Genomic DNA, 21,873 nt, shown 5'->3' on the forward strand with positions numbered 1-21,873 from the left:
GCAGAGTAGCCTAGGAGTTACTATCTTTCAAAACTAAATAATGACGAACTTAACATTGAAAGATATGTCTGAAAAGGAAAAATCTCAAAACCAGGAAGAAGAGCAAAATCAAGCCCCAATCCCTTCAGAGAATAAAGAAGATCAAGAAACTACAGAAAGTCCTAATTCTGAAGCAGAACAATCCATGATTGATGAATCTGAGAAGAAACCCGTTGATAATAATAACGAGCAACTTAATACAGAAGGATCTATAGATGAAGAGGAGGAGGCTGAAGAAAATTCTGAAGTAAAAGAAAATAAAGACGAAGATTCTTCCCATCAAGATGAATTAGACGATGCCATTGCTGAAGATAGCGAAGATGAAGACTCTCACGAGCGCCACGGCATAGAAATGAAAGACTATCATTCTATGAACATGCAGGAGTTGGTGAAGGAACTTTCCAAGCTTATCAAAGATGAAAAAGTTCATCACATACGTGAACACGTTCAAGAAATAAAAACTGAATTTGATGCGAAGTTTGAAGAGGAAATGGAGCAGAAAAAAGAGGAGTTTTTAGAAGAAGGCGGTAATATTATAGACTTCCACTACTCCACTCCCCTTAAAAAAGAATTCAATTCAGTTTACTTCGACTATAAAGAAAAACGCAACAATTATTACCAACAGCTAAAGAAAAACCTTCAAAAAAACTTAGAAGATCGTTTAGCAATTATTGAAGAGTTAAAAGGTATGATTGGTGCAGGCGCAGATATGAACGCCAATTTCAATCAATTTAAAGAACTTCAAGAGCGTTGGAAAAAAGCAGGACCGGTTCCTCGCGAGAGCTATAAAGATATTTGGAGAACTTACCATCACCACGTAGAACATTTTTACGATTTCTTACACTTAGACCGTGAGTTTAGGGATATGGATTTTAAACATAACCTAGAACAGAAATTAAAAATGATTGCCCGTGCCGAAGAGTTAGCAGAAGAAAAAGACATTAACCGTGCGTTTAGGGAGTTACAAATGCTCCATAAAATGTGGAAAGAAGATGTAGGCCCGGTTGCTAAAGAATACCGTGAAGATATATGGGAAAAATTTAGCGATGCCACTAAAAAAATTCACGAAAATCGTCAGGATCACTTCGCAGAACTGGATAAAGAAAAAGAAAAAAACCTAGAAGTCAAGAAAGACATTATTGAGCAAATTAAAGTAATTGCAGATGATGAAATTACTTCTCACAATCAAGCTCAACAACGCATTAAACTTGTTGAAGAATTACGGGAAAAATTCTTTAAAGCAGGGAAAGTACCTAGAAATGTAAATGAAGAAACTTGGCAATCTTTCAAACAAACGGTTAGAACTTTTAACCGTAAGAAAAATGCCTTCTACAAAAACCTTAAAAAAGAGCAATATAATAATCTACAGAAAAAGCTTGAATTAATTGAAATTGCCGAAGCTAATAAAGACAACGAGGACTTTAAAATCACAACGCCGGTAATGAAAAAAGTTCAATCTGAATGGAAGAAAATTGGTCACGTTCCCAGAAAAGACAGCGATAAGATTTGGAAACGTTTTAAGGCTGCATGTAATCACTATTTTGACAGATTGCATTCGGTAAGAAACGAAGAAAATAAAGAAGAAAACGAAGCTTTTGATAAAAAGAAAGAACTTTTAGATGCAGTAAGAGACTTAGAGCTTTCAGGAGATCCAAAAGAAGATATCAAAATTATCAAAGCTAAAATCTCAGAATGGAAAGAAGTAGGTCGCGTACCTTACAACCGTCGCTATATTGAAGGAAAATTCAATAAAGTACTCGATAAACTTTTTGAACAAGTAGATATTGGTAGAAAAGAGGCTGAAATGATGAAATACGAAAATCGTGTTCAGGCCCTAGATGAAGCTGATGATGATCGAAAAATTGAAAAAGAAGAAAATTTCTTACGTAAGAAAATATCAGATACCAAGGCAGAAATAAATCAATTAGAAAATAATTTACAATTTTTCTCTAATGTAGATGAAACCAATCCAATGGTAAGAGAGGTTCTTAAAAATATAGAAAGACATAAAGTACAATTGGAAACTTGGAAAGCCAAACTAAAAAAAGTAAGATCACTTTAATTACAGGAGATCTATAAAATTTATAAGCCTTTCTATTTAACGAAAGGCTTTTTTATACAAACTATAATTCCCCTAAATGATATAAACCTAAACTTAATCGTTAATAACCTTCAGAATAGAACAAATGCTCGTAGATAATATTCCTGATATATTTATTCCGGAAATAGAGAATTCACCAGAAATCTTAGTTCACGATTTTAGGATGACTACCGATAATGTAAAAAGTAAAGTAAACTTGCGTATGCATATGTTCAGCTTTTTGCAGATAGGAAAAAAGGAAGTTCATTTTGCAGAAACTTCGGTAAGGGTAGACAAAAACCAATCGATATTAACTACTAAAGGAAACTGTTTATGGACAGAGCTTTTAGATACTGAAAATAGTTATTACTGTAAACTTTTCTTTTTTTCTGAAAAAGTCCTGAAAGATTTTCTGAAAAAACATCCAATCTCTTCTAAAGAAAGAGCACAAGAAAATCCATTTTTTATTATTGAAAACGACAATTTTATTTCAGCTTTTATCGATTCCCTTTCTGCAATTGGTAACAATCAGCTTCATCAAAATGAGTCTTTAATTAAGGTGAAGTTTGAAGAAATCCTACTTTATCTTTCAGGTAAATACGGCAATCAATTCAGTTCTTTTCTTCAATCTTTAATTCAAGAAAAAAACTCAACTTTTCGTGATGTGGTAGAACGTCATGTTTACTCTAATTTAAAAGTAGAGGAAATTGCTTTTTTATGCAATATGAGCCTTTCAACCTTTAAAAGGCATTTTAAGGAAGAGTTTCAGGCTTCACCAGGAAAATGGTTGTTAGATCAACGCTTAGAAAAAGCTAAAATCTTAATGGAACAACGTGACGTTAAAGCTTCAGAGGTGTATTTAGAAATTGGCTACAATAACTTATCTAACTTTAGTACAGCCTTTAAGAACAAGTTCGGAATTAGTCCAAAAGAGCTTTCTTGCAATTAAAATAGTTCAATTATATCCATATTGAACCAAATTCATAACTAATTGACTTCTTTTAATAAATAGCCAAGCGTCGTTCTCCTTTAGTTTTGCAGATGTAATTAAAAATGAAAAATTATGTCTCAAGTACAAAAACCTACTTTTAAAGAAAAGTACGACAACTTTATAAACGGTGAATTTGTAGCACCGGTTAAAGGAGAATATTTTGATAATGTTTCTCCGGTAGATGGAAAAATATTTACCAAAGCGGCAAGATCTTCTGAAGAAGATGTCAACCTTGCGTTAGATGCTGCTCACGCTGCATTCCCAACTTGGAGTACTACTTCTGCAACCGAGCGTAGCAATATGTTATTAAAAATTGCGCAGGTGATGGAAGATAATTTCGAATACCTAGCCACTTTAGAAACTATCGATAACGGGAAACCTATTCGTGAAGCAAGAGCGGCAGATATACCTTACTGTATTGATCACTTCAGGTATTTTGCCGGAGTAATTCGCGCTGATGAGGGAACTATCTCAGAACATGATAAAGACACCGTAAGCATTGCTCTTCACGAGCCGGTTGGTGTTGTAGGAGAAATTATTCCTTGGAACTTCCCATTATTAATGTTGGCTTGGAAAGTTGCTCCGGCATTAGCTGCAGGCTGTACAGCTGTTGTAAAACCAGCTGAACAAACTCCTACCAGTGTGATGTGTTTTATGGAGTTAATTAAAGACGTTTTACCAAAAGGTGTATTAAATATTGTTACCGGTTTTGGTGCAGAAGCTGGTGAAGCTTTAGCAACTTCTAAACGTGTGGCCAAACTTTCGTTCACAGGTTCTACAGAAACCGGTCGTAAAGTAATGCACAATGCAGCAGAGAACATTATTCCGCTAACTTTAGAGTTAGGTGGTAAATCTCCAAACGTATTCTTTAGTTCTGTAGCAGATCAAGACGATAACTTCTTCGACAAAGCTATAGAAGGAGCATTAATGTTTGCCTTAAACCAAGGTGAGATCTGTACTTCCCCTTCTAGAATTTTAGTACAAGAAGATATCGCAGACAAGTTTATCGAAAAAATGCAAGAGCGTTTAGCCGCTGTAAAAACTGGTCATCCGTTAGATCCTGAAACGATGATTGGTTCTCAAGTTTCTAAAGCTCAATTCGAAAAAATCATGAACTACATTAAAATTGGTCGTGAAGAAGGAGCTGAAGTTCTTGCAGGTGGTGAAGCTGGTAACTATGAAGGTGAAATTAAAGACGGTTACTACATTCAACCAACGGTATTAAAAGGTAAAAATGATATGCGTGTTTTCCAAGAAGAGATTTTTGGTCCTGTAGTATCATTAACCACCTTTAAAACCGTGGAAGAAGCTATTGAACTTGCTAACGATACTGCTTACGGTTTAGGAGCCGGAGTTTGGAGTAGAGATGCGCACGAACTTTACCAAGTACCAAGAGCTATCCAAGCCGGTAGAGTTTGGGTAAACCAATACCATACCTACCCTGCTCACGCACCATTTGGTGGAGTAAAAGAATCTGGTTTTGGTCGTGAAAACCATAAAATGGCATTAGATCACTACCGTGTGGTTAAAAACATGCTTATTTCTTACAGTAAAGATGCTGTAGGATTATTCTAAGCATTGCAATACACTGTGTAAAAGCCTCAGAATAATCTGAGGCTTTTTTTATACTACAAACTGACAGCTTTACAAAATGGTATTTTTTTTGATAGATGATTTTTTAAAAATAAAATATCATGAAAAAGTTAGCATTAATAACATTGAGTTTGGGCTTTTTCTGGTCTTGTTCTTCACAAACTGAAAAAGCCGAAACTTCTAAGAATTATGAGGATATAAAAGGTGAAAGTCCTCAAGGAAATTGGGAAGTTCATAAAGAATTTGATGAACACGGAAATTTAGTTCGAAAAGACTCTACTTATTCTTACAGTTGGTCATCTGTAAATGGTAGAGAAGTGAATCCGCAAGAGATGGATAGCTTAATGGCAAATGCCCGAAAGATGATGCAATCGCATATGAATAGTTTTAATATTTCTGGTTTTGAAAGTTCTTTTGGAGATGATTTTTTTGGGGAATCAATGATGAGCATGAACCCTGATGAGATTAGTCAAAAAATGATGAAACGAATGCAAGAAATGCAAGCGCAGTTTTTTAGTAATCAAAATTTCCCGGAAGAATCAGAAGAAATGGTAAGCCCAGGAAACAGTTCTAATTCTACAGAAACAGAAGCCGAAAAAACTTCTTATACCACTTCGAGTCAACAAATTTAATTCTATAAGAGTTAAATTCTAATACATAAATATCCTACAAGGTCTTATTGATTTTGTGGGATATTTTATTTAGTATTGATTTAAAAAACAATGAGTTTTTATAATTCTTCTAAAAGTTTAAAATTCATTAATATCAAATTTAATACTGTTAGGGATGGTAGTGAAAAAGCTCGACTTGAATAGAAAAAAGTAGACTATTTTTTAGTAAACAGTAGGTAATGATCCATTGGCAGTGGGCAGTAATTAGTAGTTGATCAGTTAATAGTTAATAATAGATCGTTGAAAGCTGATTACTAAGATTAAAAACTTCGATAAGCTCTGTGTGATCAATGGAAGTATAAAAAAATCCCTTCCGGTGAACCGAAAGGGATTTGATTTATTGGATAGATTTTCCAGAAATTATTTTCCTTCCATTCTATCTTTTAAAGCTTGAAGATCTGCGTTAGCATCACCTAATGTAGGTTTGTTATCTTCTTGTGCTTTTTTGGCAGCTTGCTTAACAATTTTTGCCTCTTCTTCTTTGTGAATTGACATATGTGAAGCTACTACTCTTTTGAATTCTTTATTGAACTCAATGATTATAAATTCTGCTTCTTCACCTTTTCCTAGTTTAGAACCATCCTCTTTTTCTAAGTGACGAGTTGGAACAAATGCAGTGATATCATCGTTAAATTTGATGGTTGCACCTTTGTCTACCATTTCATCGATAGTTGCGGTATGTTTTGTACCTACTGCAAATTCGCTTTCGTACTTATCCCAAGGGTTTTCTTCTGTTTGTTTGTGACCTAAGCTTAGTTTACGTCCTTCAACATCAAGTTCAAGAACTACAACGTCTAACTTATCTCCAACGTTACAGAATTCTGATGGGTGCTTAATTTTCTTAGTCCAAGAAAGGTCTGAGATATAAATTAAACCATCGATACCTTCTTCTAATTCTACGAATACACCAAAGTTAGTAAAGTTTCTTACTACTCCTGTGTGACGAGAACCAACTGGGTATTTAGAGGTAATGTCTGTCCAAGGGTCTGGTGTTAATTGCTTAATACCAAGTGACATTTTGCGCTCTTCTCTATCTAAAGTTAAGATTTGAGCTTCAACTTCATCACCAACATTTACGAAATCTTGAGCTGAACGTAAGTGAGTACTCCAAGACATTTCTGAAACGTGGATTAACCCTTCTACTCCTTCTGCAACTTCGATAAATGCACCGTAATCTGCGATTACAACTACTTTACCTTTTACTTTATCTCCAACTTTTAATTCGTTGTCAAGAGCTTCCCAAGGATGCTTGCTTAATTGCTTAAGACCTAATTGGATTCTTGTTTTAGCTTCATCAAAGTCTAAGATTACTACATTTAATTTCTGGTCTAATTCAACAATCTCATTTGGATGGTTGATTCTTGACCAAGAAAGATCTGTAATGTGAACTAATCCGTCAACTCCACCAAGATCAACAAACACACCGTAAGAAGTAATATTCTTTACAGTACCTTCTAATACTTGACCTTTTTCTAATTGACCGATAATTTCTTTCTTCTGCTCTTCGATATCTGCCTCGATAAGTGCTTTGTGAGAAACTACTACGTTCTTGAATTCGTGGTTAATTTTCACCACTTTAAATTCCATTGTTTTACCAACGTAAGCATCGTAATCTCTAATTGGCTTCACATCTATTTGTGAACCTGGTAAGAAAGCTTCGATACCAAATACGTCTACAATCATACCACCTTTAGTACGACATTTTACGTAACCGTTAACGATAGTACCTTCATCATGGGCAGCGTTCACACGATCCCAAGCTTTGATTACACGAGCTTTTCGGTGAGAAAGAACTAATTGTCCTGTTGCATCTTCACGAACATCAATAAGTACTTCTACTTTGTCACCTTCTTTTAAATCTGGATTGTAACGAAATTCGTTAAGCGAGATAACTCCTTCACTTTTTGCATTGATATCGATAATAGCATCGCGATCTGTAATATTGATTACAGTACCTTCTACTACTTCATCATCTAATGTATCTACGAAGTTTTCTGCTACTAATTTTTCGAATTCTTCTAGCTTATCCTCATCAATAGGGTCAATCCCTTCTTCATAATTGTGCCAGTTGAATTCTTTAAGGAATTTCTCAGGATTTTCTTGTTGATTCTCTGCCTCTGGTTGAGAATCTGTAGACATTCCTGCTACGTCTTTTACTTCTAAATCTTTGTTTTCTTCAGCCATAGTGCTGATTTAAATATTTGTATTCTATATTTTTTTGGAAAAATTATCTGGCAAAAACATAGAAGAATTAAAAATTATTTTTCTTATATTCCCTTCTCTTCTCCAATAAAGCCATGAAAAGGGCTGCAAAAATACAACTTATTTTTTGATATTCAAACAATTAGAAGTAGATAAAATTTAATTTTAAAAAGTAATTATTTAAAAAGTAACTCTTAGTAAATCAAAAAGTTAGAGATTATCCGTTTTTTTGTTTAAAAATTAAATGCACTAAAAGAATTAAAATCGTGTATATTAAACCTAAGCTTGCCACTCCTTCCCATTGAAACCATTGCCAAGCATAAGCTCCGGTAGTGGTCCCCAAAGCACCACCGATAAAATAACCTACCATATAAATGGTATTGATTCTATTTCTAGCTTCAGGATTTTTAGAAAAAATAATATTCTGGTTGGTAATATGAAGCGACTGCAATCCCATATCTATAAAAACTACGCCGATCACTAAACCTACAATCGACTCTCCTGAAAATTCAAAAACACCCCAAGCTAAAATCATTACTAAGGTAGCGATCGTAATCAATCTATTTTTGTTCATTTTATCGCTTAGCTTTCCTGCCCAAGTAGCAGCTAAAGCTCCGGCAATACCTAAAATACCGAACAGACCGGTAATGCCACTTCCGTAGTTAAAGTTATCTTCCATTAAAAAAACAAGCGTCGTCCAGAAAGCACTAAAACCGGCAAATCCTAAACCACCACGCACAGCGGCTAAACGAACGGAACTTTCGCTTTTAAAATAAGTCCACAACGATTGCATTAACTTACTGTAACTTCCTTTAAAATCTGAACTTAATGAAGGTAATTGAAAGACCAACACAATTGCATAAACCAACATTATTCCACTAGCGATAAAATACATATTTCGCCATCCTAAATATTCTCCTACATAACCGCTAACCGACCGACTACCTAAAATACCTATCAACAAACCACTCATAACAATCCCTATCGCCCGGCCTTTATTTTTTGGATTGGCCAGTTGTGCAGCCATAGGCACAAATAATTGTGGTACTACAGAAGAAAAACCAATACAAAAACTAGCGATGGTCAATAGTAATAGAGAAGGAGAAATGGCAGCTACCAAAAGTGAACCAATAATGGCTATAAAATCAATTAGAATTAATTTTTTCCTATTGAATTTATCCCCTAACGGAATAATAAACAACAATCCAAACGCATACCCAAGTTGAGTAAACAAGGGGATATTGCTCACCTCGGCTTCTGAAACTTGAAAAGTTTTTGCCATTAAATTTAACAAAGGCTGATTGTAGTAGTTATTTGCAACCACTAAACCGGCACCAATCGCCATAACATATAACAGAGAACCAGAGAGTTTGTTCTCGGCCATATTAAGCTTTTTCTATAGAGTTTTTTGCTAGGGAAAGGATTTTTTCAAATTGTTCATCCAAACTCATTTCAGAATTATCAATTACTACCGCATCTTTAGCTTTGATTAATGGAGAATCTTTTCTGGAAGTATCTATTTGATCCCTAGATTTTACGTTTTGTAACACCTCATCAAAAGTCACGTTCTCTCCCTTCTGCTGAAGTTCTTCAAATCTTCTTTGCGCACGGGTTTGGGCAGAAGCGGTCATAAATAATTTTAATTCGGCGTTTGGGAAAACCACTGTCCCTATGTCTCGCCCATCCATAACGATTCCTTTTTCTTTTCCTAATTCATGTTGTTGCTGTACTTGCTTTTTTCTTACTTCAGGTATGGTAGCTACTTGACTTACAAAATTAGAAACCTCCATCGTCCTAATTTCCTGTTCTACATTTTCACCGTTCAGGTACATTTCAGCAAAACCTTTTTCGGCATTAAAATGAAAATTAAGCTGAACATCAGCTAAACTCTCGATCAATTTTTCTTTCTGGAAAAAATCTTCACCAATAAACTGATTTCGCATCGCAAATAAAGTAACAGCACGATACATAGCCCCGGTATCTACATAAACATATCCAAGTGCTCTTGCTAATTGTTTGGCTACTGTACTTTTTCCTGTAGAAGAATAACCGTCGATGGCAATGATGATTTTTTTCATATTATTTTTTTGCTGAATTTTTGCTTAACGAATTTCAAACACACTAACCTATACCAAAAAACGTTATTCAAGTGATAACTTAGCCTTGCGAAAATATAAAAAAACCAACCAATTATTCCATTAAACTTTTCCTTATTCTTATGCAGAAAAAACTACTCTTCCTCCTACTGTTCTTAACAACATTGTCTTCTTTTGCTCAAAAAGAAATTTATGGTATGATTACCAACCAAGAAACGCAAGAACCACTTGCCTTTGTAAACATTATTCTAAAAAACAATCCTACACAAGGTACGATTAGTGATATTGACGGGAAGTTTTCTTTAAGTTTAGATAAAGAATTTACACAACTTCAATTAAGTTACATTGGTTTTGAAACTAAAACTATTGAAGTAACAAGCAACGATTCTTCCATATTCATTTCTTTAAAACCTTCTGAAGAAAAATTAGAAGAAGTCTTGTTAAATACAGGAAACCCTGCTATCCCAATTATAAAGAAAGTAATTGCTAAACGTGAGGAAAACCACCCTGAAAATTTACCTGAATTTACTCACGACTATTACAACAAGGTAATTTTTGATTTACAAAGTGATGGTAAAGAAATAGATTCTGCTTTTAATGCCGTTTTTAAAGGCGGACATATTTTGATGATGGAATCGATCACTAAAAAAGAATTTAAATATCCCAGATTGACCAATGAAACTGTTGTTGCCAATAAAGTTTCTGGTTTTAAAAACCCAATATTTACGGCCATCGCCACAAATATGCAGCCTTTTTCTTTTTATGATGAAGTGATCGAATTGCTGGATATGCATTTTTTAAATCCGATTAGTAAGGGTGCATTAAATAAATACGATTACAAATTAAAAGAAACACTCGTTCAAAATAACGACACGATTCATCTTATTTCTTTTGAACCTCAAGCAGGTAAAAACATTGAAGGCCTAAAAGGTTTACTCTACATTAACACCAAGAATTACGCAATACAAAATGTAATAGCTAGCCCAGCAGATGAAATGAAAATCGATTTAAAAATTCAGCAACAATATCAATATTTACCTGAAGAAGTTTGGTTTCCCGAACAATTAAATTACTCGTTAAAACTTTCTACCGATGTTGGCGGAAGTAATGATCTTATAATTGCTGAAGGAAAAAGCTACATTCGTAACGTTAACCTTCAGCCCAATTTAAGTAATAAAGATTTTTCTGCAACTGTTTTAAAAATTGATGATGAAGCTCCCAAAAAAGATAGTTTATACTGGCAAAACCATAGAGTTATCCCTTTAAACGAAAAAGAAAGTATTACTTATCGTGTAGTCGATAGTTTAGGAAAAGAATTTAAAGTCGATAAAATAATTTCTTATCTAAATAAACTTCCTCAAGGAAAAATACCCGTAGGAAAATTTGATCTCGATATCACTCATCTTATTCGGTATAATAAACACGAAGGCTACCGTTTAGGATTAGGACTTTATACCAACGAAAAATTGATTAAAGATGTAGAATTAGGCGGCTATTTTGGTTATGGTTTTAAGGATTACAAATGGAAATACGGTTTTAGTGCGAAATACATGATTTCTAAAAATGACGACATTTTTATAAAAGCCGCTTATCAAGACGATATTCAAGAAATTGGTAGTTATGGTTTATCGCTTTCTGAAGAAATATTTAATGGGCTACGTGATTTTATGATCGAAAAAGTAGACCATATTCAAAAATATAGCTTCTCCGGTGGTTTTAGGAGTTTTAAATACCTACTCACGGAAGTGCAATTGAATCAATCTAAAATTACACCGCTAAACAACTACGCTTTTAACTCTCCAGACTATAGTTCTAGTCCATTTCATCATACAAGCGCTTCGATAAAATTACGTTACGCATACGGCGAACGTTTGTTGCAAACACCATTTCAAAAAATAAGTTTAGGAACTAAATTCCCTGTTCTAACATTGCAATATACACGTGGTTTTGAGGATGTACTTGGCGGTGATTTTAACTACCAAAAAATTGAAGCGAGAATTGAGCAAAATGTTTTTCTAAAAAACTTCGGAAAAACGACTTATCGCCTTCAAGCAGGTTATATTGATCAAGTTATACCTCGAAGTCTATTATTTACAGGTGAAGGAAGTTATGACGATGATTTCCCGATAGTCGTTGAAAACACCTTTCAAACCATGTTACCTTACGAGTTCTTAAGCGATCGTTATATCGATGTATTTTTAAGCCATAATTTTGGGTCTTTACTTTTTAAGTCCGGAAAATTTAATCCTGAAATCATCTTACATCACAACACAGGCTGGGGAGGTTTAAGTGATAAGTATACGCTATATAACTTTAAAACTAAAGAAGATATTTATTTAGAAAGTGGATTAGAATTAGCAAGGGTTTTAAAGTTCAATTACCTTGATTTAGGATATATCACTTTCGGTGCGGGAGCATTTTATCGTTACGGAAGTTATGAGTTAGAAAGTTTTAACGACAATATAGCGTTCAAGTTGAATATAGGTTTTAGCTTTAATTAAGATCTAAATTCAATCCAAAAAAACTAGTACTAGAAGCACTATGATAGCGTGCATAGGTGTAGCTTAACCTTAACTTATTAAATTTCACGGAGAGCCCACCACTTACTCCGGCAAAGGAGCGTTGATCTAGAATCCTAAGTTCTTCTCCCCTTCTAAAACTATACCCCAATCTTAAATTAAAACCTCCTTCTGGAAAAATTTCTGCTCCTATAATAGTATGTCGCAATAGGTTGTTGAAAAAGCCGGGATCATCAGCAATTACATTTCCTTCTAAATCGGTTTCATCACGAGCAGTATTTCTAAAAGCCAAATTCCATTGTTGAAGGTTTTCAAAAGTAACATGCCAACGGATGGGTACCCCTTCTGCTAATTGAGATATTCCCAAATTTACTTCTAAAGGTAGTTTTTCGTAGATTTCATTATATGGAGTAAACTGGGTACCAATATTTCTTACTACTCCAGCAATTACTAAATCCCAATCTTCATATAAGTAAGTAATTCCCAAATCTATCGCGCCCCCTAAAGAATTATATTGTTCTAACTTAGAAGAAATTAACTTCACATTTGCCCCAACATGAAAATCTGTCCATGGAATATTATAAGCATAGCCTACTGACAAAGCTACTTCCCCTCCACTAAAATCTCCAGTAGATTCTCCAAATTCATTATACCCATCGAAGGTTCCATAATTCACATAAGTTATTCCTGCATGAACGACCTGTGTATGCCTATCGATTAAATAAGCATAGGAAGCGGTACCATAATTTACATCTCCTAGATAATTTACATAATTCAAGGATACATTATTATCCATTTGATAATTGATAGTCGATGGATTGTAAATTCCTGAAGTAGGATCGTAATCGTAAATAGTAATGTTTTTTCCGCCTAAAGCTGCTTGCCTTGGACTGGCTACTAAATTTAAAAACTGATAGGTACTTTTACCCCCTATTTGAGCATACATAGATGGGGTGACAAATATGAAAAAAAAGTAAATCCAATTTTTGGGCATAGGGGCAAAAGTAGTTATTTACATTTCTTAAACGGAATACTTACTTTATTATTTTCTGAACCGCAATGTTAATAATTCCTGATTTTAGAAGAAACTATTATCATTAATTTTTCAAAAGAAGCTGGTTATTAAAGTTACCAGATACAGATTTGATATTTTTAATACTCAAAAATTATATTTTTCATTTTTAAACCGAAATATTTTACGAAAACATTCAATCTCCCAAAACGTTAACAACTAAATTTCAAATACTTACAATTAATACTTATATTGCTTTCTTAACATTTTAACAAATTACACCCTAAAAAAATTAATTCATGAAGAAAAAAATCTACTTCATTGTTCTTGCTATTTTAGTGATTATTAACATGTTTAACGTACCCGGTTCTACTGAAGGTGCGACTGAAATTGACACCGGTGATACGGCCTGGATGTTGGTTTCTGCTGCCTTGGTACTTTTAATGACACCCGGCTTGGCTTTTTTCTACGGCGGAATGGTCAACAAAAAAAATATAATTTCTACCATGTTACAAAGCTTTGTGGCATTAGGTGTGGTGAGTATTCTTTGGGTAACAGTGGGGTTTAGTTTAGCTTTCGGGGAAAGTATTGGAGGAGTTATTGGTAACCCAATGACTTATTTTAATTTTAATGGAGTTTCCCTTGCCCCCAACCCAGATTTCTCTGAAACAATACCATTTTTGTTATTTGCTTTATTTCAATTAAAGTTTGCCATTATTACCCCTGCACTCATTACAGGAAGTTTTGCTGAACGGGTTAGGTTTAGGAGCTATATCTTATTTATGGTGATTTTTGTACTGTTCATTTATACCCCTCTAGCTCATATGACATGGCATCCCGACGGATTATTAAGAAATTGGGATGTATTGGATTTTGCCGGTGGTACTGTAGTACATATGTCGGCTGGATTTGCTGCTTTAGCCGGTGCGGTTTATTTAGGTAAAAGAAAAAGAAATGTACATAATCCATCACAAGTTCCTTATATTATTTTAGGTACTGCTTTATTATGGTTTGGGTGGTTTGGTTTTAATGCCGGTTCTGCACTGGGAGCCAATCTTGATGCAGTAAGTGCATTTGCCAACACGAATTTTGCCTCTGCTGCAGCCATGATTGCTTGGATTTTCTTTGATATGTTCAACAAAAAGAAAATGTCTGCTACCGGAGCTTGTATTGGAGCTGTAGTTGGTTTGGTTGCTATTACTCCTGCTGCCGGGTTTGTGACTATTGGGCAAAGTATTTTTATAGGTTTTATTTCGGCTTTAATCAGCTGGTATGCTGTACAGGTAAAAAACAAATCTGGCTTAGACGACACCTTAGATGTTTTTCCTTGCCATGGAATTGGTGGAGTTTCTGGAATGATTTTAACAGCTGTTTTCGCTAAAGATGTTGGATTGGTATATGGGGAAACAACAACTTTTTTACATCATATGGCAGCTTTAGTAGGAGTGAGTATTTTTACCTTCTTTGGTAGCTTATTACTTTATAAAATCACTGATTTGATTACTCCTATCCGCGTTATTGAAGAAAAAGAACTGGAAGGTTTAGATCTTTCACAACATGGCGAAAGCTTTGAATAAATTAACTTCATTCAAAAAAAACAAAAAGCCTGCTATTTATTTTAGCAGGCTTTTTGTTTTTCTAATATTCGGGTATTCTATTGTTGAATTGCGATATCAGGATCTAAATAATCGGGCGTCCCATCGTTATTAGTATCGGTGAAAATAATTTCATCCTCTGTAATTATTCCATCTCCATTGGCATCATTGACCTCAATTTCATCTATCGTTAATACACCATCACCATCATCATCAGGATCTAAGTAATTAGGTACTCCATCTCCATCGATATCCTCATCCTGTTCAAAATAGATTCCATCATTATCAATATCTTCCATATAAGAAGGAATCCCATCTCCATCGTGATCCATTTGTATGGCCGCAAGCATTTTAAACTTAAACATAATTGGCTCATATTCACTTGGATAACCATTAAAATAAGCCAATCCCGCAGGTACAAAAACCACTCCCATGCCAAAATCATCATTATAACTAACAGAACCATCCTCATTTTCCTCAAAACCGGAAGCTCCTTTAAATTCTATCAATGCTTCTGAAAATCCAGATATTAAACCAGGTCCCTGACTACCTAATATATTAAAGCTAACAGGCAAATTACTCCCATCAAACTCATTACCATTAAAATTCTCTCCAGCATAGGTTATAATTACCCGGTCTGCTTTGGTGGGTTGATAGCTTTCTTCCGCCCCTTTTCTAACCTGTATATAGTACAATTCATAAGTTATTTCTCCTTGTGTAACCTCCTTCATTTTCAAATCATCAGACTCCATAATGGAAGTTCTATCTGCATTTTCTCCCGCAATGGTATCTATAACGATCTCTTGTGTTAAGGGATTATCACCCGAAGCAGGAACAAGTTCAAAAAAGTGGGTAGAAAGATATTCCTCTATATCTTCTGCATTTTCTATATAGACTTCTTCTTCATCTCTTAAAGAAATGGAAGTATCATCATCACTATTACAACTTATGATAAAGGCAGAAAATATAATTAAGACCCCAAAAAATTTACAGTATTTCATCATTGCTTTAAATTTAGCCCGCAAGATACAATTTTCTTATATTTTTGTATAACGAAATAAATCCTCTTTTATGCGTGTAGATAAATATTTATGGTGCGTTCGATATTTTAAAACCCGAAGTATTGCTACTAATGCTTGTAAAAAAAGTCATGTAAAAGTAAATGGAGATGTGGTAAAACCTTCTCGGGAAGTTTACCCTACAGATAAAATTGAAATAAGAAAAAACCAAATTAATTATAAAATTGAAGTGTTAGATATTCCACCTTCAAGGGTTGGCGCTAAATTGGTAAATATTTATTTAACCGATATTACCCCTAAGGAAAATCTTGAAAAATTAGATTTGCTTAAATATTCTAAAGATTATTATAGAAAAAAAGGAACCGGAAGACCTACCAAAAAAGATAGAAGGGATATTGACGATTGGTTTGATATAGATCATAAAGATAAAGAAGAAATATAACTATGACTGCAAAAAAAACGCTCATACTCAATCATCAACAGATTGAGCACAAAATTAAAAGAATGGCTTATCAGGTTTATGAAAGCAATGTAAATGAAACTGAAATAATTATTGCCGGCATAGCGAAAAATGGTTTTGTTTTAGCTGAAAAATTAGCCGCTGCTTTACAGAATATTTCAGATTTAAAAATCGAATTATGCGAAGTAAAACTGGATAAAAAAAATCCTTTAGCGGGAGCCAATACCTCTCTTACTCCTGATGATTATAAAAATAAATCTATCATTTTGGTAGATGATGTACTTAACTCGGGTTCTACTCTTATTTACGGAGTAAAACATTTTTTAGAAGTTCCTTTAAAGAAATTCCAGACCGCTGTATTGGTCGATAGGAGTCATAAAAAATTCCCAGTAAAAGCAGATGTAAAAGGTATTTCTTTATCTACTTCCCTTAACGAAACAGTCAAGGTAAGCTTTGGTAAAAACAGTAAAGCAGAATTACTGGAGTAAATTTATAATTTCTTCAGTAAGTTCTTCTACGCTTTTGGCATTTGCATCTATCATAAAATCGCTTTGTAAATAATAGAACTGTCTTTCAAAAAGGTGTTTTCGTATATATTCTTCTAACTTTTCTTCTGTTTGAAGATGATTAATTAGAGGTCTTTTTTGCTTTTCATTAATTAATCGCGCTGTTAAGTTTTGCGGGGTCATTTTTAAATAGAAAAGCTTTACATGTTCATTACTTTTTAATAAATGTAAATTATTAGCATAACACGGTGTGCCTCCTCCCAGAGAAATTACTTCATTTTTTGAAGTTTTCAAAACCTCATTTAACACTATATTTTCTATTTTTCTGAAATAAATTTCTCCATTTTCTTGAAAAATATCAGTAATTGAAGAATTTTCTTTTTTCTCTATTTCTGTATCAATTTCTAGAAAATCTACATTTAATTTTTCCGATAACAATTGACCCACAGTACTTTTGCCACATCCCATATAACCACACAGAACTATTTTCATAAACTTTAATTTTATTCAAAAATCAGTAATTTTTAAGAAATTACAAATTTATCTAAAAATAGCCTTGGTAAATTGATAAAACACATTATATTTGCACCCGCATTCGCAAAACGAATGTTGGAGAGATCTGGTAGCTCAGTTGGTAGAGCATCTCCCTTTTAAGGAGAGGGTCCTGGGTTCGAGCCCCAGCCAGATCACTTTATTTTTTATGGTTTTAGAAAAAAAATCATAGTTCTTTTTTATAATGGATCTGGTAGCTCAGTTGGTAGAGCATCTCCCTTTTAAGGAGAGGGTCCTGGGTTCGAGCCCCAGCCAGATCACTTCTTCTTATTTTATAAGATATCCTTTTTATTGAGCCCAGGTGCTGGAATTGGTAGACAGGCATGGTTGAGGGCCATGTGTCCATTAGGGCGTATGGGTTCGACTCCCATCCTGGGCACTTTTAGTGATCATTAGTCACTATTTATTCTTTAATGATTATTTCGCACCTAATTTGCTACTTTACTGGAAATTTCTTACTATTTCTTCCATACGCATTACTTTTTCCCCTTTACAGTAAGGATAAGCACAAGAAGGTATTTCATAACAACTACCATTAAATCTATAATCTATTTCTCCAGATACTAACACACCAATCACTTTATTGGTATAAAAATTAAAAACCGGAGAACCAGAATTTCCTTGAAAACTATCTAAGGAAGTGTAGTAATAAAAATAATTCTCATTTTCTGTAATAGATGCATTTAAAGCTACTTTAATAGGTAAACCATTAGGATAACCAATACTGTATATTTCATTTTTCTCTTTATGAATAGCTGTGGATTTTTCCCATTCCAATATGGGACGATTAAAATTTCTATCTACACTAAATACAACAGCATCCATCTCTTCATTCTTTTTTGTTACTTCTTGTGGATAGTAAATATCATCTTTACTTATAAATGAGTCCACTACACCATACATAGAAATCACCTTATAATCAAAAATCACTGCGTAGTATTTTAATGGTCTTTGAAAAACGTGTAGCGCGGTTAGCATACTTTTTTTATCGAATATAAACGCCGTACCTTCACCTACACTGGGTTGATTATAAAAAGCAATCCCCTCACAGAGATTAAATTTCTCACCTAATTTCTGAGAGATATTTAATTTATATAGATCTTTCGATATTTGGTCTAATTTTTCAATTTCTACAATCATCCCCACGGACTGGCTTATGGTTAGGATATCATTTTGCCAAGGAGTAGACTGACTAAATTGGATAAGCTCAATTCGACTGTCATAATCAGAAGGTCCTTTAAGACGAGGTGTCCTTTCTTTACCATCTTTACTAATTGAATCTTTTCTATCACGCCAATCTTCAATTACACTTTTAGGACTAGCCTTTTGTTGATACAGAGTCTGACTATCAATCTCTTGAATATAAAAATCTTGGTTGCTTTCTAATAATTGAGATTGTCCTTTATTGCCTTGCTCTTCCTTTAAAATTTGTTCTTCGATAATTACTTCCTCAAAGACTTTTTGATCTTGAAAAGCATCCAAGTTTTGTTTTTGGAATTTGAATTTTTTAGCTGATTGCTTCTGCTTTACAGCAATACTATCCTGATCCTGGGCAGATACATTTATACTCCATACGATGAATAAGAGCGAAAAATAGCGCACCATAGCTTCTAATTTTTATAGTTGGAAGAAAGCGTCACCAGCGGGATATCTATAGTTATTCCTACCCCAACTCTATAAGATTCGACAGAAGTAAAATCAGATGAATTGTCATCTGTAGGGATATCCCTTAGTTTGGGTCCGTATTGAAAACCTAAGTTAAAAGCAAATGGAGAATTCTTAAACCCAAACACCACATAAGCTCCAGGGGAAAATATATCTTTAAACTCAAAATCAGAAAGGGTTTCAGTAGCATTAGAATCATCAAATCGAAACCGTACTGGAGCTGCAATGTCAATTACAGGAAAGTATATACCGAAAGTATTGAAGCAACCCAAAAATTCGCCTGAACCCCAAGGCTGTATGTAAAAACCTACGGGAGCTGTAAATCCCACAAATTCTGCATCTTCAAAATCATCACTTATCTCTTTCCCTCCCAAAATCCCCGGGAAAGCATTTATTGAATAATAGCTTTTTACGTTTTCTTTTAAACGAGAACTTCCTACCGGCAAAACAAAAGCTTCAATTGCTTTTTCATAGGCTTCAGGGCCATCGGCTACCGCCACATCATTTACAAAATGAATCAATTTAACGAGCTGTGGTTTTGATTTGACATTATCTGATTCTAACAATCCGGGTAAAAAGGCATTGTATGTCTCCCAAAGTTCCCTTTCAGCTTCTATCTTAGGTTCTTCTCCCAGCACCAGTTGATTAAATAATTCATCCTGATAAGCATCGAATTTATTATCAATATATACTTTAGTTAATGAATCTAAACTTTTATATGATTTAAGTTTTTGATATTTTTCTTTAAAAGCTTTGCTATCTATTCCAAAGTAATTCAACAATTTACCTTTATCATCACTAATAGCGTCAATTAAATTTTTTCTATTAGTGTTATAAGAATTCCAATCCCAATTACCATCTTTAAATCCTTTGATCAGATTATCAAGATTGGTGGCAATTGTATTTAATTCATCATTAGTTTTAAATTTTAAATGAAGTATTTCCAGCTGGTTTTTATTTTCATTCCAGATAGCTTCTTTTTCTTTATCATTTATAACTTTATTTAAGCTTAATACTTTAGTCAGAGAAATTAAATCATTATTAACCTTTAAAATAGATTGAAGACGGGTTGAATATATAGCCAGTTCTGAATTATTTGAACCACTCATCATTAAAGGAACTTCTAAAGTTTTCGTAATCGCATTGGTATAACGTTTTTCGTATAAATCTAAACTAATATCATTCGCCAGATAAGCGGTTTTAAAATAAGGTTCTAAATTTCGGGAGGTAAGCGTATCAGCACCTGCTTCTTCTAAAATCCAATCTGCAGCAATACTTACTTCCTCAGCAAAGCCTACTATATCTTCTATTAATTGATGTACCTCAGCGTATGCTAATTTTTCTTCATTTTTGTTTTTCTTTTTGATCTCTAAAAACTGGTCGTGCAAACGCTCGGCATGTTTTACCACCGGAATAACCTGATGATTTAAAAAGTTATGGATGGTATCGATTCTTTTAACATCATATACTAATGTGGCTAGCAAATTATCCTTAGCACCTTGTTTATCTTTAATGTGGTAGTAATTTTTATTTTGTTGATAGAGAAACCCAAAATACAGGTAACAAAAATCTTTTTGGCTACCATAATTCGCCATAAAATCGGTAGTAACAAACCTCACTTCTCCATTTTCTACGATGGTTAAACTATAAGCTAACATACTCGCCAGGTGCAATCCTTCTGCGATATCCTTTTTAGTTCCTGTCTCTGTTCTCCATCGGTTTAAGTTTCTACTATTGCTAACAATTTCAAAATAATCTACGGGACTTTTAATTTTAGTGACTTGATCTAAAATTTCCAATCCTTCAAAAGCAAAATCCAGTTCTGGATTGTTAGCAATCAACAAGCTCATTCTTGGCGTATATCTTAAATTGGCTGCATTGGGCACCAAATTGGCTAGATCTTGCTCTATATACTGTTTTAAATCGTCACTGAATTGCAGAAGCTGATTGGCATCAAAGTTGGCTAGGTAGGCAAAGGTGGTAGGCAATAATACCTCTAGCTCATAAAGTTCTGGATGTTCTTCTTTATTTTTTAGAAATTCCTGTATGTTTTGAATCGCATTTAAAGTGAGCTCTTCTTTAATGCGTTTTACCAAGAACCGGCTCAATCCGTCAATCCCATCTACCAGAATATCACCACCGGCAAAAGGCAAACTTTTTTGAATGGACTGTGCATTATTATTAATAGCATACGAATCGAACTTATTATCATTTAAAGTTTCATACTTCTTTTTAAATTTATCTATAATCGTATCTAAAAATTTATTTTTATTTAGGTGTTTTTTTATCTCATCGAAAACTTTATTGTCACCTGCGTATAGTGCTTTATAATAATAATTTTTATCAGTTGATAATTGAGTTTTTAATTCTTTTAAATTTTTAACTTCAGTTTCTTTTAAATCATCTCTTTTTATTTTTAAATTATAGGTTTCCAAACTTTTAGTATAGATTAGTCGAAAATCATTAAGTTTCAACATTGTATCCTTTCCTTTTTCTGTATCCTTTCCTTCTTTCTTATATTCATATGTAATTTCAGTATCAAAATCCTCTCCTAAATAAGTTTTAAAAATTGCAATCACCTGGCTACGGTCCCTGGCGATATCTTCCTGAAAAGTTTCCAGGTTAACTGTTTGGTAATCCTTATGTAAAAGATCGATTAATTTTGCGGCATCTCCGGCTATAGGAGCTGACTTTTGAGACCAAATTGATACTGAATAAATCAGCATAATAAATGTGATAAAATTTTTCATAATAATGGTTGGTTTAATAAAAAGGTTAATTTTTACTTAAATTACAAAAAAAACAGTATACCAAACACTATCGCATATCATTTTAATCACATAATAATCAACCTAATAGACCCAATTAAATAA

16 protein-coding genes and 3 tRNA genes are annotated in these 21,873 nt (G+C 33.8%); 11 read left to right on the plus strand and 8 right to left on the minus strand.

What is annotated here, in order from left to right:
• Positions 1 to 40: 40 nt before the first annotated feature.
• The 4 genes from FVB9532_RS06360 to FVB9532_RS06375 all read left to right on the plus strand — a co-directional run bounded on the left by FVB9532_RS06360 (position 41) and on the right by FVB9532_RS06375 (position 5,335).
• Positions 41 to 2,101, plus strand: coding sequence for a DUF349 domain-containing protein (locus FVB9532_RS06360; protein ID WP_228482261.1), 2,061 nt, complete (start codon positions 41 to 43; stop codon positions 2,099 to 2,101).
• Positions 2,102 to 2,225: 124 nt separating this feature from the next.
• Complete coding sequence (locus FVB9532_RS06365) at positions 2,226 to 3,068, plus strand: helix-turn-helix domain-containing protein (protein ID WP_150544370.1); 843 nt, start codon at positions 2,226 to 2,228, stop codon at positions 3,066 to 3,068.
• Between the two features lie 114 nt (positions 3,069 to 3,182).
• Positions 3,183 to 4,685 carry an aldehyde dehydrogenase family protein gene (locus FVB9532_RS06370; RefSeq protein WP_150544371.1) on the plus strand — a complete coding sequence of 501 codons (1,503 nt, stop codon included), beginning with the start codon at positions 3,183 to 3,185 and terminating at the stop codon, positions 4,683 to 4,685.
• Positions 4,686 to 4,804: 119 nt separating this feature from the next.
• Positions 4,805 to 5,335 carry a DUF4175 domain-containing protein gene (locus FVB9532_RS06375; protein ID WP_150544372.1) on the plus strand — a complete coding sequence of 177 codons (531 nt, stop codon included), beginning with the start codon at positions 4,805 to 4,807 and terminating at the stop codon, positions 5,333 to 5,335.
• Positions 5,336 to 5,734: 399 nt separating this feature from the next.
• On the opposite strand, the gene rpsA is transcribed toward FVB9532_RS06375, so the two are convergent.
• The 3 genes from rpsA to cmk all read right to left on the minus strand — a co-directional run bounded on the left by rpsA (position 5,735) and on the right by cmk (position 9,654).
• Positions 5,735 to 7,558, minus strand: a complete 1,824-nt coding sequence (gene rpsA, locus FVB9532_RS06380; RefSeq protein WP_150544373.1) for a 30S ribosomal protein S1 — start codon at positions 7,556 to 7,558, stop codon at positions 5,735 to 5,737.
• A 235-nt stretch (positions 7,559 to 7,793) separates the two neighbouring features.
• On the minus strand, positions 7,794 to 8,960 hold the full coding sequence (locus tag FVB9532_RS06385) for an MFS transporter (RefSeq protein WP_150544374.1): 1,167 nt from the start codon (positions 8,958 to 8,960) through the stop codon (positions 7,794 to 7,796).
• Between the two features lies 1 nt (position 8,961).
• Entirely contained in the window at positions 8,962 to 9,654 is a 693-nt protein-coding gene (cmk, locus tag FVB9532_RS06390) for a (d)CMP kinase (RefSeq protein ID WP_150544375.1), read from the minus strand.
• Positions 9,655 to 9,794: 140 nt separating this feature from the next.
• Between cmk and FVB9532_RS06395 the strand changes: the two genes are divergently transcribed.
• Positions 9,795 to 12,173: a DUF5686 and carboxypeptidase-like regulatory domain-containing protein gene (locus tag FVB9532_RS06395; RefSeq protein WP_150544376.1), complete on the plus strand. Its 2,379-nt coding sequence runs from the start codon at positions 9,795 to 9,797 to the stop codon at positions 12,171 to 12,173.
• Here FVB9532_RS06395 and porQ read toward each other — a convergent pair.
• Positions 12,166 to 13,185 (minus strand): type IX secretion system protein PorQ, encoded by a 1,020-nt coding sequence (porQ, locus tag FVB9532_RS06400; protein WP_150544377.1) that lies wholly within the window; start codon positions 13,183 to 13,185, stop codon positions 12,166 to 12,168. The two genes, FVB9532_RS06395 and porQ, sit on opposite strands and share 8 nt — an antisense overlap.
• Positions 13,186 to 13,502: 317 nt before the next feature.
• Here porQ and FVB9532_RS06405 point away from each other — a divergent pair, with 317 nt between their 5' ends.
• The gene (locus FVB9532_RS06405; protein WP_150544378.1) at positions 13,503 to 14,780 is read left to right on the plus strand and encodes an ammonium transporter; all 1,278 of its coding nucleotides are present in this window, start codon (positions 13,503 to 13,505) and stop codon (positions 14,778 to 14,780) included.
• Positions 14,781 to 14,857: 77 nt separating this feature from the next.
• On the opposite strand, the gene FVB9532_RS06410 is transcribed toward FVB9532_RS06405, so the two are convergent.
• Positions 14,858 to 15,802, minus strand: a complete 945-nt coding sequence (locus FVB9532_RS06410) for a beta-barrel assembly machine lipoprotein BamM (RefSeq protein WP_150544379.1) — start codon at positions 15,800 to 15,802, stop codon at positions 14,858 to 14,860.
• A gap of 67 nt (positions 15,803 to 15,869) precedes the next feature.
• On the opposite strand from FVB9532_RS06410, the gene FVB9532_RS06415 reads away from it, so the two are divergent.
• Both FVB9532_RS06415 and FVB9532_RS06420 read left to right on the plus strand, forming a co-directional pair.
• Positions 15,870 to 16,259: an Hsp15 family ribosome-associated heat shock protein gene (locus tag FVB9532_RS06415; protein WP_150544380.1), complete on the plus strand. Its 390-nt coding sequence runs from the start codon at positions 15,870 to 15,872 to the stop codon at positions 16,257 to 16,259.
• Positions 16,260 to 16,261: 2 nt separating this feature from the next.
• Positions 16,262 to 16,765, plus strand: coding sequence for a phosphoribosyltransferase family protein (locus FVB9532_RS06420; RefSeq protein ID WP_150544381.1), 504 nt, complete (start codon positions 16,262 to 16,264; stop codon positions 16,763 to 16,765).
• Here FVB9532_RS06420 and FVB9532_RS06425 read toward each other — a convergent pair.
• Positions 16,754 to 17,275, minus strand: a complete 522-nt coding sequence (locus tag FVB9532_RS06425; protein WP_150544382.1) for a shikimate kinase — start codon at positions 17,273 to 17,275, stop codon at positions 16,754 to 16,756. The two genes, FVB9532_RS06420 and FVB9532_RS06425, sit on opposite strands and share 12 nt — an antisense overlap.
• Before the next feature lie 124 nt (positions 17,276 to 17,399).
• On the opposite strand from FVB9532_RS06425, the gene FVB9532_RS06430 reads away from it, so the two are divergent.
• The 3 genes from FVB9532_RS06430 to FVB9532_RS06440 all read left to right on the plus strand — a co-directional run bounded on the left by FVB9532_RS06430 (position 17,400) and on the right by FVB9532_RS06440 (position 17,714).
• Positions 17,400 to 17,472, plus strand: a tRNA-Lys gene (locus FVB9532_RS06430).
• Between the two features lie 50 nt (positions 17,473 to 17,522).
• Positions 17,523 to 17,595: transfer RNA gene (locus FVB9532_RS06435), tRNA-Lys, on the plus strand.
• A gap of 35 nt (positions 17,596 to 17,630) precedes the next feature.
• Positions 17,631 to 17,714, plus strand: a tRNA-Leu gene (locus FVB9532_RS06440).
• A 62-nt stretch (positions 17,715 to 17,776) separates the two neighbouring features.
• Here the strand turns inward: FVB9532_RS06440 and FVB9532_RS06445 are convergent.
• Both FVB9532_RS06445 and FVB9532_RS06450 read right to left on the minus strand, forming a co-directional pair.
• Positions 17,777 to 18,940 (minus strand): S1 family peptidase, encoded by a 1,164-nt coding sequence (locus FVB9532_RS06445; RefSeq protein ID WP_150544383.1) that lies wholly within the window; start codon positions 18,938 to 18,940, stop codon positions 17,777 to 17,779.
• A 5-nt stretch (positions 18,941 to 18,945) separates the two neighbouring features.
• Positions 18,946 to 21,750, minus strand: a complete 2,805-nt coding sequence (locus FVB9532_RS06450) for a hypothetical protein (protein ID WP_150544384.1) — start codon at positions 21,748 to 21,750, stop codon at positions 18,946 to 18,948.
• Between the last annotated feature and the right edge of the window lie 123 nt (positions 21,751 to 21,873).

It is taken from the genome of Mesonia oceanica (assembly GCF_902499555.1).
GTDB lineage: Bacteria > Bacteroidota > Bacteroidia > Flavobacteriales > Flavobacteriaceae > Mesonia > Mesonia oceanica.